We start from the raw sequence: 14,966 nt of genomic DNA, 5'->3' as shown, positions 1-14,966 counted from the left end.
GGGTGTCAGCTGTGGATGAGTTCATAAGCGATGAAATCATATATACAGAAAAAGAACAAGCCAATTGGCGCGCGATCGAGCAAAAGCAGATTGAAAAACAATTTTGTTTCGCTTTTAGCGGGCATTTTTCAGCTGGTAAATCAACGATCATTAATGATTTTATTGGTGCCCCTTTATTGCCGACAAGCCCCATTCCAACGAGTGCCAACCGGATCACCCTTAAAAATGGTCCACTTGGTGTGTTTGTGCAACGAACAGATGGCCAGACGATTCATTTCAAAGATGATATTTCATGGGACGACGTGCGAGGCTTCGGTATGGACGGTGCGACAATCTCGTCTATTTGTATCACTGCACCACTTCCTTTTTTAGGGGCGTTCGGTCAGCTTGTTGATACGCCGGGTGTTGACTCTACAGATCCAACGCATAAAACAATGACGATGGATGCGCTTTACACGACGGATGTGATCGTGTATGTGATGGAATATAACCATGTGCAATCAGAGACGAATTTACATTTCTTAAAACAGCTTTCGACAGAAGGGAAGCCACTCTTTCTCGTAGTGAATCAAATTGACAAACATGACGAATCTGAACTGGCATTTACGACATTCAAACAAGATGTCGCGGAAACACTTCGCAACTGGGGGATCAGTTATCAGGATATTTATTATGTCAGCATGCGAAAAATGAATCATGCTGGGAATGAAAACGAGCGCTTTAAACGAGAAATGAAAGCAATGATGCGTGCGAGTGCTGTTTTATGCGAGCAAAGTCAACAGTGTCTGAAACAAAGTTTTTACTTTGCTGTGAAACGGCGCATCATTGAAGAGCTGGATGAGGCCGTTGCGGCGATTGAAGCAGAAGTTGAAACACTTGGATACACGCTAACAGATGTACAAACGTATACGAAGGAAGCGGAGAAATTGGTAGCATACGAACATGCTTCCCAACAACGAGAGGCACAGTTTATAGCGGAATGGGATTCATTATTTCGCCAAGTATCGTTGTTTAACGCTCATCTGACCGAACTGACGAGAGATTGGTTATTGGCGACACAACCAAATTTTCGAGTCGGGTTGTTGTTTTCGAAAAAGAAAACGGCTGAAGAACGGACACACAGGTTGAAAACATTGCTTAAAGCGTTGCAAGATCAAGTCAATTCCCAACTCGTGTTTCATTTGCAACGCTCGTTTCAAGCGGTGCCACTTGCTGAGTTAACGAATAATGAAGCATTTCAAACCGCAATACAAGCGCTTACATACACGGTGGCGTCAACACTTTTTACCGACAATCAACCAACTGGGACGACTGGACGAGAATATGTGTACGCCTTCACAAAATCACGGACGGATGACATCGTGCGTGAACTACGGCGTCGTGCGAGAGCAGCACTAGATGTGATGCAGGCAGGGTTAAAAGATGCCGATAAACGAAGATATGAAGAAGCAGTGGCATCATATGAAGAAAAAGCCGTGCTTCGTCCCTATGTAGATAGGTATGAAACGCAACAACAAAAGTGCCACGCGCGCGCGAGGAAACTAGAGAAAATCGCCGCCCAATATGAAGGCGCAAATACATTTGCACACGCGCTTGATCAGGCACGAAATGAGTTAGTTACTGCGGATGAAGAGGCAGCGGAAGCACGTGCGCGTGCGCAACTACAAACACTCAATTTTACGGATAAAAGCGTCATTGCTCATACAAATGAGGTGCTATCTGAAGAAAACACGCGTCCTACTGCACAAACAGTATCGCTCGCCGCATTAAATGAATGTTTTCAACAAGAACGAACAGGCGCATGGGGACGAACGTGGCGTATGCGTCTGCAGCATCGATTGCAACAAATTGAACAGGAAACATACACGATTTCATTATTCGGCGCTTTTAGCGCAGGAAAGTCAAGTTTTGCGAACGCACTTTTAGGCGATGATGTACTGCCAACTTCACCACATCCAACTACTGCGACGGTGACAACAGTATCACGCCCAACAACAACCTATGCACACGGCACTGTCATCGTCACGTATAAGAAAAAAGATGACATCGGAGCTGAAGTCGCTTCACTTGCACGCTGGTTGGCCATGGACTTGACGCTTGATTCACTCGCTTCTTGTCGCTTACAAGCAAGCAAAGGCAAGACGAATGCAGAAAAGCAGGCACTTGCTTATTTGCAGACGTTGCAAGCAAGTTTACGAGAAAACAACAATGTACTTGAAACGAGTAGGGAAGTGTCGTTATCAACATTGCAAACATTTGTTGCGGACGAAGCAACCGCTTGTTTAATTGCGACAGTCGATATTTATTACGCCTGTAAATTAACAGAAGCAGGAATGACGCTTGTTGACACACCAGGTGTTCACTCCATTCATGGGCGTCATACGCAGGTTGCTTATCAACAAATTGAACGATCCGACGCGATTTTTTATGTGACGTACTATAACCACGCATTTTCCAAAGCGGATGCCCAGTTTTTAGAGCAATTAGCGAAGATGAATACGCATTTTGCGACGAATAAGTTATACTTCATTTTGAATGCCGTTGACTTGGCGATGAATGAGGACGAACGGCGTGGCGTTGAGCGTTACGTATATCATTCACTTGAGCAAGCCGGTGTCGCAGACATCCGCCTTTACCCAGTGTCTAGTAAACAAGGACTGGCAGCGAAGAAACAAACGGGGCAAGGTTGTGAACTGTTTGCATCGTTTGAAAGATACGTGTATGAAGGTCTGTTGCAGTCGTTAAAAGCGTTTAATATCGAGCTATTACATGTGGAAACAATGCAATATGTCGACTTCCTGGAAGAAAAAATTGCCTACGTCAATGCGGATAAAGAGACACAACAAAAAGAAGCCGCGCGCTTTGAAGCAGAGATGGCTACGTTTTTGCAAGCTTTTACACACGAGCGTGGCGATCTCCTTTTAGATCGCATCATTCGAGAAGCGAGTGAACTTTATTTGTACTTGCGAGAGCGAATTGTGTATGTGTTGCGAGATCGTTTTACGGCACACGTCAATGTAGCCACTGTTCAAGGAACGACACGCACAGCACAACGAAAATCTCTACAAATGTCTTTGTATCAGTGGCATGAGGAGACCTTGTTCTTTTTAGAACAAGAATTGGCAGCAACACAGGCACGATTACAGTTGGCACTAAGTCATGCACGCGACAAATGGTTACAACAATGGGAAGAACGCATGCAAAAATGTGTCCCGACATTTTCGTTTCATGCACAAAAAATCGTTCGTTTTACATTAAAAGTAGATGCAGCATCTCTTTCTGTTGCATTTGAGGCTGCCCCTTATGTCGCTCATTTTCGTTCAGCGCAAGCATTTTTTGAACAAGGTGGACTGAGTCAAATGAAAGAGACAGCGGTTCAGGCGTTAACAAAAGTTTATCGCGCGCACATTGAAACGTATGAAGCAGCAACGAAACAAGCGTTAACGGAACTTGTTGCTGGGATTTATGAGACAGAGAAAAACCGCTTATCTGAAGCGATCGCATCTGAACAAGCACAACTTGTGGAGTGGACGGATCCACAAATTGCTGAAGCGATGACGCAAGAAAGAAAACAATTGATGAAGATCGTTCCTGGGCGCAATGCAGATGCGACAATGGGACCAAATTTATAGTCTGCTCTATGGCAGTCGTCAGCAAGCAAAAAAAGTGTATGGAAACCGAACCGTTTCCATACACTTTTTCAATGAATAGCATGTACGTAACTTAGAGATGGTAGGCACACCCGACTGAAAGGGGGTGCCGCGCATGAACGAGCTACAAGCTTGGATTCTAATCGCCATTGCGTTTGGAACACTTGTTGTCGCCGTCGTGAATGTGTCTAAGACAGATTAAGTCCACCGTCTGAGTTCCGTGCTCACGGTGGACCTATGCTCCATTCAAAAAGCCTGCCCCTTAGGGACGTTGTGCTATACTTGGTGATCACCAGGCAGTCTTTTTTATTATATGTGCTTCTGTTAGTTAAGTATACATGTATGAGGAATAGGGTGCCAATACTAGGCATCAAAAGTTCAGTTAAATCTCATCAGTCAAGAAAAAATAATGATAAATCTGTTTTACACTTGTATACTGTAAAGAAGGTATCAAAAAGAAAAGGAAGTGATTTTTTGGTTCGTCATGTTTACTACTACGCAGTCATGCTAATCACGCTTGTAATGATGATTGGCGGGATGATTGCCGCAGCGGTGAATGTTGTTTCACTTGTAAACCCAACCCCGTATTACATGAGCTTTGAAGATTACAAACAAAACCAGCACTACGAAGACGAAGGTGAGAAGGAAAGAGAACATTTAAGTGAAGAGCAGTTGCTTGCCAATTATGAGCGTTATCAAACAGAGGAAGTCGAACGTGACCGTGTGCATACAGTGAATCAACTACTGTACAGCGGCTTCTGGGTTTTCATCCCACTTCCGTTCTTTGTGTTAGCACGCAGGCAATTGAAACGACAAGAAAAAGATTGAATGCGCTTCCTCCTCCTAGAGTGAAATGATAAAATAGGGAGGAGGCTTTTTTACGCCGAAAAATGGACACCATAGAGAAAACAGAGTGAAGAGGAGAAACTGATGACAACAACGAAACGATCTAGTGAATCTCGCACAGTTTTAACAGACATTGTTTTACCACCAGATACGAATTATCACGGCACAATTTTTGGCGGTAATGTGATGGCTTACGTAGACAAAGTCGCAAGCATTGCTGCGATGCGCCATTCGCGTATGCAAGTCGTCACCGCAGCAAGTGACAGCTTTGACTTTTTAGCACCGATTAAAACGGGGGAAGCCATTTGTATTGAAGGTTACGTGACATCAACACGGAAGACCTCGATGGAAGTGTTTGTGAAAGTAGAGGCAGAAGACTTATTAACAGGGGAACGCCGGCAAGCAGCAACATCTTACTTAACATTTGTAGCGCTAGACGGCAACGGAAAACCGGCCCCGGTGCCGCGCGTCGTCCCGGAAACAGAAGAAGAGAAGTGGCACTATGACGGGGCACAGGAGCGGTATGAAATCCGCAAACGGCGGCGCGAGCAACAACGAAAATAGCGATGTGAAAAGAGCAGGAAAACGCCCATACGCGCAGTAACATGCGCAAGTATGGGCGTTTTTCGCTATTCTTCGTCTGGTGGATCTGGCTCGACCGGTGTCTCTGTGTCGCCTCCGCCACTGTTATCTGGTGGAGAAGTTGTATCGTCGCCGTCACCTGGATTCTCGTTACTTGGTGGCGCTTCTTCTTCTGGTGGTCGCCCGTTAGACGGGGGAGGTGATTCTCCATTGTCGTCATCACCAGGTGGTGTTGGTTCTGGTGGTTCTTCTTCATTTTCCTCCTCGTCCTCGTCGTTTGCAGCACCTGGCGTTACTTTAAGGGTAACAGCTTTACTTTCTTCGTTCGCAGAGACTGCTTTAACTGTGAAAGTATACGTTTCACCTGGCGTGACATTCGTGAAAACTGCTTTCATTTCATTTTGATTCACTTGTAAGGAGCCTTTATCAATCGATGCTTCAAAGTTAACCTCTTCACGTTCGTCTTCCGGATAGTCCCAAGAGAAGGTGAGTGTGTTTGTAGGTTCATCGTAGACATGAGAGAGCTTGCTTGGGTCCGAGATCCCTGTGTCTTCCGGTATCTCTTCTGGTTCCGTACCACGAACAAATAGTTCGCGACTAATTTGATCGCTCGGTGTCTTTACGTTCCTAACAACGACAGAGTCCGGTTTCACAAAATCAGGCGTGTCAACACCTTTGTGAACTTCGGTCATGATGTGTTTAAAGATGGACTGGGCAGTTGTTTTATGCGCGTCTGTTAAATAGTTATTTTCACCGTTCTTGCTAAAGCCCATCCATACCGATGCCGTGTAGTTTGTGCTATAGCCACTAAAGGTGGAGGCAGGGTAGACATTAGGGTCGGTGATGTTATAGTGTGCCCTTACTTTGTCATTAAAGTTCGTTGTTCCAGTCTTTCCGGCAACAGGTATACCAGCGACTTTTGCGGCTTTTCCTGTTCCAATCGGATTGTTTATAACGTCTTTTAACATATCCGTAACCATATATGCGGTGTAGTCTTCCATTACTTTTTCACTTTCTGGTTCCATATTCATTTCGCGCCCATCTGGAAAGACGACTTTGCGAATGATATATGGTTCAGTGAATGTACCGCCATTCCCAAACGCAGCGTAAGCCCCCGCCATTTGTTTTGTGGATACTTGAGTCCCCCCAAGAACGCCCGCTTCAACGCGGTGATGAGTCACTTTTCCGTCCTTATCTTTCGTTGTTTCGGGGATCTTGATCATCGGATCTAAGAAAGCATACGCTTCGTCTTTACTTACTTCTTGCATCGCTTTGACTGCTGGAATATTCCGTGACCTAACTAACGCTTCCCGCATCGTCATCGCCCCTAGGTACGAGTTGTTAGCATTACTAATGCGTGTCCCGTCGGTGTAATTGTGCTTTTCATCGACCAAAACCTTCGCCGTCGACCATTTGTTCATTTCAATACCCGGTGCATACGCAAGTAGTGGCTTCATTGCTGAACCTTGTTGTTTTGGATCTGTTGCATGGTTCCAATCTCGTTGGTTATTTTCTTTTATATCATTTCCAAAGGCGCGAACAGCTCCGCTCTTTGTATCCACTAATGTCACGCCGACTTTAAAGTCTTCATTGTCTTGTGGGAAAACCAATCCTTGGTATTCTCCCGATTTTAAGACACGGTCGACACTCTCTTGTGCTTTAGGATCGAGTGTCGTGTACACTTTCAAGCCAGAATTAAGCAAGTTGTTTGAGGCTAATTCTTCGTTGTCTTGTAGTTCATCTAGTACTTCATCATAAAACGTGGAATACGCATAGCGCTCTTTCGTTGTATAATCCATTTGCTCGGCAATCGGCGTATTTCTCGCTTCATCCGCTTCTTCTTTTGTGATGAATCCTTGTTCTTCCATGAGCCCAATGATCGTATTTCGGCGCCCCTCAGCATTTTCAGGATTTCTATGAGGATCATAAAATGTTGGGCGACGTGGAATCGCTGCGAGTACGGCCGCATCGGCAACCGACAGTTCACCTAATGACTTATTAAAATACGTTTCAGCGGCAATTTGGACACCATAACCAGCGGATGGACCGAGGTTAATTTGGTTTAAATACATCTCTAAAATTTCTTCTTTGGAATATTTCCGTTCAAGTTGAATCGCCAAGTATTGCTCTTGTACTTTCCGTGTTAGTGCTTTTTCATTCGTTAAAAATAAGTTTTTCACAAGCTGTTGTGTAATTGTGGAAGCACCTTCTGCACCAAAACCTCCGGTAACATTGGCCCAGATGGCACCACCGAGACGTTTAAGGTCTATCCCGAAGTGATCATAAAAGCGTTGGTCTTCAACAGCAATAAATGCATTCTTTAAATGGTCGGGCATATCTTGGATGTTGGCACTTACTCGGAATTCGCTCGCGTCTAAGGTAGAGACGAGTTCATCATTCATATCGTAAATTTGCATTGATTGAATGAGCGTCAATTTTTCAGGATCTAAGTCCGGGGCGGTGGCAATCATAATGGCAATCGTCGTCCCGCCACCGACAACACCAATCCCAAAAAGGATCGCCATGGTGAGTAAAATCTTTTTAAAAAGCGAGCGAGGTTTTTTGGACGATGCGCCTTTTTTACGTTGTGCTTGTTTTCTTTCTTGACGTGATTTGAATCGGTCAGACATATCATTCTCCCCTTCTCAATGGAGCCAGTTGTAATGAAGAAAAGCCCCTACGTTCTATGTGTATACACGTATGTTTGTTTGTGATGACTTAAAAATATAATTGTTTTACTGTCTTTAAAAAGTCTATGCGTGGGTGAAGCCCCGTTTTCACTGCATGTCCATATTGTTCAATATCTTTTTTTGGAATCGACTTGCGTTGTTGCTCATCATAATATTTAATCACATGATGCGCTTCAAGTAAATAGACCTCATCAGCGGGTTGAAAACGGATGAGGAAGAAACAAATCCCACTTTGAGTAAGGACTTGGCGCATATGTTCAATTTGGTGCTCATGGACGTTTTTTAATGGAAATGATGTTTTATTTCTCGTTTCTTTCGCCTCAAAATCAATGTATGCACCTTGAAAAACCCCGTTGTAATCGGTGGTCGATGCTTGCTTATAATATGCTTCCCGGATCACGGCCGCACTTCGTTTCGGGTAGTCAACATGGACGACTTGAATGGGGGTTGGTTTTTTATGGATGACGGCAACACCTTGATGTAAATAGTACGTATTTGTCTCATCAATATCTTGCTCAAGCGTCATACCTCTACCACTATAGTTGCTTTTCTTCAAAGGGTTGTGATGACTTGGTAAGGACGACTTGCTGGTATAAGGTTGGCCGTTTGGATAACGGATCGTCATACGTAAGCCCCCTTTCTAGAGATCATCCATACTTGTTCTCTTCGCGTATAAATTGTATACAAATGTAAATAGTAACGGTAAATGTATGACATACTCATCTTTTCATTTTACCATAGTTTTGTTTTTAGAAGTGAGCATATCTGTCCATTTTTAGTTAAAAGTTGTCAAAGAATGAGGGGAAATATGTGATGGAATGGCAATTTTCGTTTCATAATGCTGATAATATTTCGCGTACAAAAATGTATGATGCGTTCGCAAGGAAATTTCCCGAAATTCGCTATGCACGTTTAGCCGGATTGATAAGCCGGAACACTGGCTGGGCAATGACCGATTTACTAACGAAAAAAAAGCGGTGGCTTTCTGAGGCGGAAAAAAAACAACTGGCATGGATATATGAACAAATAAGCCACCTCATTTTTTATGATACATATTACCAGTTATCTTTGTATTCGCGGTCAAAAAGAAAAGGACAATTGCTGCTTGATGCCATGTCAACATATGGGGTATCTATTTTTATGCAACAAGAGTGGCTACGTTTTTGGGAAGGGCGCGATGAAATCCGATTGCTACATGCAGCAATTATTCATGCACAGTTCATGATACAACATCGGCTCCTTGGACAATTGCCCCGTCAATTAATGCGTATCTGGGCAAAGGATGTCAAGGAGAATGGCATTGACCTGCCAACTTCAAGGGGACCATTGTATCATATTCATATGAAACAGGTACATGATCCTACAAAGCGGGTTAAGTATTTAAAACAAACTGCGTCATTATTATATCATCCACACATTGAGTGGGGCGCATATCGGTTTCTATATGGGGTGGAACCAACAGGCTCGCGTCGAGACTACTTGTCTTGCTGTAATCAAGGAAATGCATGGCCACTACGGATAAGTTTTCCGAAGTGTAAGACAAATGTTCCTGTGAAACATACACATTACCGTGACTGGTATGGTCATTGTGATGTTCAAAAGATTGAACGGCTATTTCGACCAGTTTCAGTGGTACCTAAGATGTATATGAATAAAAGTAGGAAACAGTAAGAAACCGGGGCCAGAGGTCCCGGTTTTTGTTCTTCAGAGGATTTGATTTTTAAATAAAGGTCATCATCACGTAATATTTTACACGACGTGCACAGCAAATTTTATAGCTTTGCCCTATGTATAAGCAAGCGCCTTTTTTTGTATAAGCTGGCACCGAATTGACCGGGGGGAATATTTTGTTATGAGCAGGAGAAAGTGTTTTAAGGGTACCACATGATTTAGTTCATTCCACTGTAATGTGAGAGCAATTGATATTTACAGAACATTTTCCCCTGAAAATAATAAAGGAGGTACATGCATATGTCTCAGCCAAATATGCCCAATATTACGCCTAATATTACATTAGGTCGCGATGATGTCGTTAATTTGTTGTTGGCATCTATTGCGATGGAAGAAATGGGTTTGGCACATATCATTAACGCTGAAGGAGAAAAGATTCAATATGCCTTAGGAACACTGAATGGTACAACAGGTCCACCGGCAACGATACAGGAAATTTTAGACATTAACCGTAGTGCTGCTTCAATGTTGGATACGATCTTCAAAAAAGAAATTATCCTCGATTCTAAAATGAAAACGGCGACAAACTTTCCGGAAGAGGTCGTCGGTCCAACAGGTATCACGGGTCCGACCGGACCACCTGGAGGCGTTTTAAGTGTAAATGGTCTGACTGGAGATGTCGTTCTCACCGCAGAAGATGTAGGTGGCTTCCCGTTAACGATGTCTGTTTCTTCTGCCTCTGACTTAGACAGTTTTACAGATCCAGGTGTGTACAGCTCAAATGGTACCGATGGCCCACCACTTTCAGCACCGCCGACTGTGACATCTCCTATATGGACGCTTTACGTGTCTGTCGTATCGCCTGCTACGGTGAACCCATGGATACAGCAGTTGCTTTTCTCAAACCCAACGTTGTATATTCGTAGCTTTAATGGCGATACATCAACATGGAGTAATTGGCAGTCTTTAGAGGCGCCAATAGGCGTGACGGGACCAACCGGTTCAGCTGGACCGACCGGACCGACTGGACCGACCGGACCAACAGGCGTGACGGGACCAACAGGTACTACGGGTGCAACGGGACCAACAGGCGCAACGGGACCAACAGGCGCAACGGGACCAACAGGCGCAACGGGACCAACAGGTGTAACCGGACCAACGGGCGTTACAGGACCAACAGGCGCAACAGGACCAACGGGATCAACGGGACCAACGGGTGTAACCGGACCAACGGGCGTAACCGGACCAACGGGACCAACGGGACCAACGGGCGCTACCGGACCAACGGGTGTGACCGGACCAACAGGTGTAACCGGACCGACGGGACCAACGGGACCAACGGGCGCTACCGGACCGACCGGACCGACCGGACCAACCGGACCGACCGGACCAACAGGGGCAACGGGTGCCACAGGCGCAACGGGCGTGACAGGTGTAACGGGCGTGACGGGTGCTACTGGTGCCACTGGTGCTACCGGACCAACGGGACCAACCGGACCTCCACCACCACTTGTGTTACAAAACTATGCATATATAGATGATGGAGCAGGAGTAGAAAATATCACAGCAGGAGATCCAATCGTCATGGATGATACGACAATCTTCAATGGTGACATTACTGGTACGACAAGTACTGTTGTATTGAACCCCGGTGTTTATTGGGTTTCATTTGGCGGACAATTTTCAGTCGCTGATTTAGCACTCACATTACTTGTTGACGGCACACCTTATGCGGTCACATATCAAGGACCTAGTACTGCTCAAGGGATGATTTCTCATGATGTCATTTTAAATGTGGATCCAGGACCAGCAGTGACACTCACCATTGTATCGAGCGTCGATTCCCAGATGCAATGGGCGTATATAACAGCCTTCAAATTAATCGAGGGATAACTTTAACGGCGTAACGTGGAATAAGTCATAATTTTACTTGTATACTTTCGTTCGTTATTGCGAGATTAGAAACAAGATTAAAATGAAAAGGAGAATGGTATATGTCTCAACCAAGTATGCCTAATTTCACACCGACCATTACACTGACCCGCAGTGATGTGATCAATTTATTGTTAGCCTCCATTGCGATGGAAGAAATGGGTCTGGCGCATATTATTAATGCTGAAGGAGAAAAAATTCAGTATGCTTTAGGCACTTTAAATGGATTAACGGGTCCGCCACTGTCTATTGAAGAAATTTTAGAGATTAATGGTGCTGTAGAAGACATGATGGACACGATATTCAAGAAAGAAATCATTTTAGAGTCTAAAATGAAAGATGCTGCACGTATTCCAAGTGTACTAGGTCCAACGGGTGCAACTGGACCAATTGGTCCAGAGGGAGAAGTGTTTAGTGTTAACGGGCAAGTTGGCGTTGTCGTTCTTGATGCAGAAGATGTGGATGCCTTTCCATTGACGATGCCCGTTTCATCTAGTTCCGACTTAGACAGTTTTACAGATCCAGGTGTGTATAGCTCAAATGGGACCGATGGTCCACCCGTTTCAGCGCCACCAGGGACGCCACAAGTATGGTCACTCTATGTATCTGTCATTACTCCAGCAACGGTCAATCCATGGGTCCAACAATTACTCTTTTCTAATCCAACACTATATATTCGTAATTTTGATGGTGATACGTCGACGTGGAGTGCTTGGGAACAGATTAGTCCACAAGGAGCGACGGGACCAACCGGTCCGACGGGACCACCGGGACCTACAGGACCTATCGGCTTGGCAGGTCTTCAAGGGGCAATAGGTCCAACCGGAACGACAGGTGTCACGGGTGTGACCGGCGTCACCGGTGCAACGGGCGCAATGGGTGCAACGGGCGCAACGGGTGCTACCGGCACAACAGGAGTCACTGGCGCAACAGGTATCACCGGACCAACGGGATCAACCGGACCAACCGGACCGACGGGACCTACAGGACCAACCGGTCCGACGGGACCAACGGGCGTGACCGGTGCCACAGGCGCTACCGGTGCCACAGGCATGACGGGTACTACCGGCGTGATCGGCGTAACAGGAATCACCGGACCGACGGGACCAACCGGTATTGTTATGGGTGCCACGGGTGTCACAGGACCAACAGGACCAACTGGTGCAACAGGGCCAACAGGACCAACGGGTGCAACGGGTGCAACGGGTGTGACGGGTGTCATGGGCGTCACCGGTGTGACCGGACCGACAGGACCAACGGGACCGACGGGACCAACTGCACCGGAAAATTATGCTTATTTAGAACAAGGTGTAACTGCTGTTGCAGTGACAGCCAATACAGCGATTATTTTAAATTCTCGTCAAGTTTTTAATGGTGACGACGTGACAGTCGCCGCTGATTCTGTCACGGTGAACCCCGGCACTTACCTTGTAGCGTTTGGCGCGCGAAATTCAACGAACTCGTTTTTGCGTTTGTTTGTTGATGCAAACATTTATGCAGGCATGCAGCACGGAAATCCAGCTTTAACAGGGATGCTCTCTAAACTAGTTGTTCTTGTAGTCCCTGAACCAGACCCTGTTGTACTCACAATCCAATCATCTGCTAACGCATCGATTGCATTTGCATTTCTAACAGTTGTTAAAATTTCAGATGAAACTTAAATAGCCATGACGATAATGTTACAATTTCTAATTATTACTTTTCTGGTATGTATGACGTTTAGTAAAATAATCCATTTATGTGGGAAGGAGAATGGTATATGTCTCAACCAAACATGCCCAATTTCACGCCCAACATTACACTAGACCGTGAAGATGTTGTGAATTTAATATTGGCCTCCATTGCGATGGAGGAAATGGGCTTGTCGCACATTATCAATGCTGAGGGAGAAAAAATTCAATATGTGCTAGGAACGTTAAATGGCGCTACAGGTCCTGCACCAACGGCCCAAGAAGTGCTTAGTGTGAATGAGAGTACACAAAATATGCTCGATACAATTTTTAAAAAGGAAATTATGCTTGCTTCCAAGATGAAATCCGCATCCAGTATTTCGACAATGCAAGGTCCACCAGGACCAACGGGACCAACCGGTCCGACAGGCGATGTGTTAAGTGTCAACGGGCAGGTTGGAAATGTCGTGCTTGATGCGGAAGATGTCGGTGCATTTCCATTAACGATGCCGGTCTCATCTGGTTCAAATTTGAATGCACCAATGTTTATGGAGCCAGGTGTATATAGCTCTAACGGTACTGATGGTCCCCCTATCGCAGGACCACCTGGGGTGACATCACCAATCTGGACGCTTTATGTATCGGTCGTTTCACCTGCAACAGTCAATCCTTGGGTGCAGCAAATATTTTTTTCTAACCCAACGATTTATATTCGTAGTTTCAATGGTGATACGTCTACGTGGAGTCCGTGGGAACAGTTCGCTGTTCAAGGTCCAACCGGCGTAATTGGCCCGACAGGCATAACAGGTGTAACCGGTGCAACTGGCGTCACGGGTACAACGGGTGCAACGGGTGCAACAGGTGCAACGGGTGCTACCGGCGCCACGGGACCAACGGGTGCCACCGGCGTAACAGGTGCGACCGGAGCAACGGGCGCCACAGGACCCACAGGAGCCACAGGAGCCACAGGTGCAACGGGTGCAACGGGAATCACAGGACCGACGGGTGTCACGGGCGCCACGGGTCCGACGGGCCCGACCGGACCAACAGGACCGACAGGTGCAACGGGACCTACAGGACCTACGGGACCAACGGGACCAACGGGACCAACGGGTGCCACAGGAGCGACAGGAGCGACAGGCGCCCCAGGACCAACAGGACCAACAGGACCGACAGGTGTTGTTGCGGGTGTAACTGGCGCCACGGGCGTGACGGGTGCCACGGGTGCCACGGGTGCCACCGGCGCCACGGGTGCCACCGGTCCTACTGGTCCAACCGGTCCAACAGGTGTAACAGGGGGATTGATCGTTGCAAACAATGCTTTTCTGTATGCGGGAACAGGTCCTACCGGAGTGACAGCAGACATCCCAATTGTGATGGATGACAATGCTTTCTCTCATGGAGATGTAGTGATTACTGCAACGGAAGCAACTGTCCAGCCAGGTGTTTACCTCGTCGGGTTCGGAACGTATATGGATTTTAATGGAGATTCTCAAGTTCACTTGTATGTAGATGGGGCATTTTACGCAGCCGCAGCAGAAAATAACCCTGCCGTTACAAGCACAATGTCAAAAGTTGTTATCATTGAAGTGGATCCTCCTGGCCCTGCTAATTTAACAGTTGTCGTAAACCAGACAGCAACAGTCGAACTCACTTATTTAACCGTTTTAAAATTGGTAGAAGGGTAATCAGACAGTTTCAAGGATGCACGAAAAACAATCGTTGTTAATCGTTATTTTTAGTATAAACACACTGATCACGCAAGACCCGGTCAGTGTGTTTAATTTTGAGGAATTAATGGACGAGAATGTGCATGCAATGTTACTCGTATTGAAGTGTATAAGCAAGCGCCTTTTTTTGTATAAGCTGACACCGAATTGATCGGGGGGAATATTTTGTTATGAGCAGGAGAAAGTGTTTTATGG

9 protein-coding genes are annotated in these 14,966 nt (G+C 45.9%); 7 read left to right on the top strand and 2 right to left on the bottom strand.

Annotated features, from left to right (window positions below; translation table 11 throughout):
* The first annotated feature begins 11 nt into the window (after nucleotides 1-11).
* The 3 genes from NSQ26_RS05500 (at nucleotide 12) to NSQ26_RS05490 (ending at nucleotide 5,060) form a co-directional block, all read left to right on the top strand.
* Nucleotides 12-3,632 (top strand): dynamin family protein, encoded by a 3,621-nt coding sequence (locus NSQ26_RS05500; protein ID WP_499719599.1) that lies wholly within the window; start codon nucleotides 12-14, stop codon nucleotides 3,630-3,632.
* Nucleotides 3,633-4,124: 492 nt separating this feature from the next.
* Nucleotides 4,125-4,478, top strand: a complete 354-nt coding sequence (locus NSQ26_RS05495; RefSeq protein ID WP_499719598.1) for a hypothetical protein — start codon at nucleotides 4,125-4,127, stop codon at nucleotides 4,476-4,478.
* A gap of 102 nt (nucleotides 4,479-4,580) precedes the next feature.
* On the top strand, nucleotides 4,581-5,060 hold the full coding sequence (locus tag NSQ26_RS05490; RefSeq protein ID WP_499719597.1) for an acyl-CoA thioesterase: 480 nt from the start codon (nucleotides 4,581-4,583) through the stop codon (nucleotides 5,058-5,060).
* 65 nt (nucleotides 5,061-5,125) lie between these two features.
* Here the strand turns inward: NSQ26_RS05490 and NSQ26_RS05485 are convergent, their stop codons facing one another.
* Both NSQ26_RS05485 and recU read right to left on the bottom strand, forming a co-directional pair.
* On the bottom strand, nucleotides 5,126-7,708 hold the full coding sequence (locus NSQ26_RS05485; RefSeq protein ID WP_499719596.1) for a PBP1A family penicillin-binding protein: 2,583 nt from the start codon (nucleotides 7,706-7,708) through the stop codon (nucleotides 5,126-5,128).
* 88 nt (nucleotides 7,709-7,796) lie between these two features.
* Nucleotides 7,797-8,393 carry a Holliday junction resolvase RecU gene (gene recU, locus NSQ26_RS05480; protein ID WP_499719595.1) on the bottom strand — a complete coding sequence of 199 codons (597 nt, stop codon included), beginning with the start codon at nucleotides 8,391-8,393 and terminating at the stop codon, nucleotides 7,797-7,799.
* 188 nt (nucleotides 8,394-8,581) lie between these two features.
* Here recU and NSQ26_RS05475 point away from each other — a divergent pair, with 188 nt between their 5' ends.
* The 4 genes from NSQ26_RS05475 (at nucleotide 8,582) to NSQ26_RS05460 (ending at nucleotide 14,729) form a co-directional block, all read left to right on the top strand.
* Complete coding sequence (locus NSQ26_RS05475; RefSeq protein WP_499719594.1) at nucleotides 8,582-9,439, top strand: DUF2515 family protein; 858 nt, start codon at nucleotides 8,582-8,584, stop codon at nucleotides 9,437-9,439.
* A 300-nt stretch (nucleotides 9,440-9,739) separates the two neighbouring features.
* Complete coding sequence (locus NSQ26_RS05470) at nucleotides 9,740-11,332, top strand: pyocin knob domain-containing protein (RefSeq protein WP_499719592.1); 1,593 nt, start codon at nucleotides 9,740-9,742, stop codon at nucleotides 11,330-11,332.
* A gap of 101 nt (nucleotides 11,333-11,433) precedes the next feature.
* The gene (locus tag NSQ26_RS05465) at nucleotides 11,434-13,032 is read left to right on the top strand and encodes a pyocin knob domain-containing protein (RefSeq protein WP_499719590.1); all 1,599 of its coding nucleotides are present in this window, start codon (nucleotides 11,434-11,436) and stop codon (nucleotides 13,030-13,032) included.
* 98 nt (nucleotides 13,033-13,130) lie between these two features.
* Nucleotides 13,131-14,729: a pyocin knob domain-containing protein gene (locus tag NSQ26_RS05460; RefSeq protein WP_499719589.1), complete on the top strand. Its 1,599-nt coding sequence runs from the start codon at nucleotides 13,131-13,133 to the stop codon at nucleotides 14,727-14,729.
* The last annotated feature ends 237 nt before the right edge of the window (nucleotides 14,730-14,966 follow it).

This window comes from Bacillus sp. FSL W7-1360 (assembly GCF_038592975.1).
GTDB lineage: Bacteria > Bacillota > Bacilli > Bacillales > Bacillaceae_D > Shouchella > Shouchella lonarensis.
This window is presented reverse-complemented; position numbering and strand designations above follow the sequence as displayed.

What these genes read in the sequence shown, in the direction of transcription:
- NSQ26_RS05460 (WP_499719589.1), top strand. Translation starts at nt 13,131, where the DNA reads ATGTCTCAACCAAACATGCCCAATTTCACGCCCAACATTACACTAGAC.
- NSQ26_RS05470 (WP_499719592.1), top strand. Translation starts at nt 9,740, where the DNA reads ATGTCTCAGCCAAATATGCCCAATATTACGCCTAATATTACATTAGGT.
- NSQ26_RS05475 (WP_499719594.1), top strand. Translation starts at nt 8,582, where the DNA reads ATGGAATGGCAATTTTCGTTTCATAATGCTGATAATATTTCGCGTACA.
- NSQ26_RS05465 (WP_499719590.1), top strand. Translation starts at nt 11,434, where the DNA reads ATGTCTCAACCAAGTATGCCTAATTTCACACCGACCATTACACTGACC.
- recU (WP_499719595.1), bottom strand. Translation starts at nt 8,393, where the DNA reads ATGACGATCCGTTATCCAAACGGCCAACCTTATACCAGCAAGTCGTCC.
- NSQ26_RS05485 (WP_499719596.1), bottom strand. Translation starts at nt 7,708, where the DNA reads ATGTCTGACCGATTCAAATCACGTCAAGAAAGAAAACAAGCACAACGT.
- NSQ26_RS05490 (WP_499719597.1), top strand. Translation starts at nt 4,581, where the DNA reads ATGACAACAACGAAACGATCTAGTGAATCTCGCACAGTTTTAACAGAC.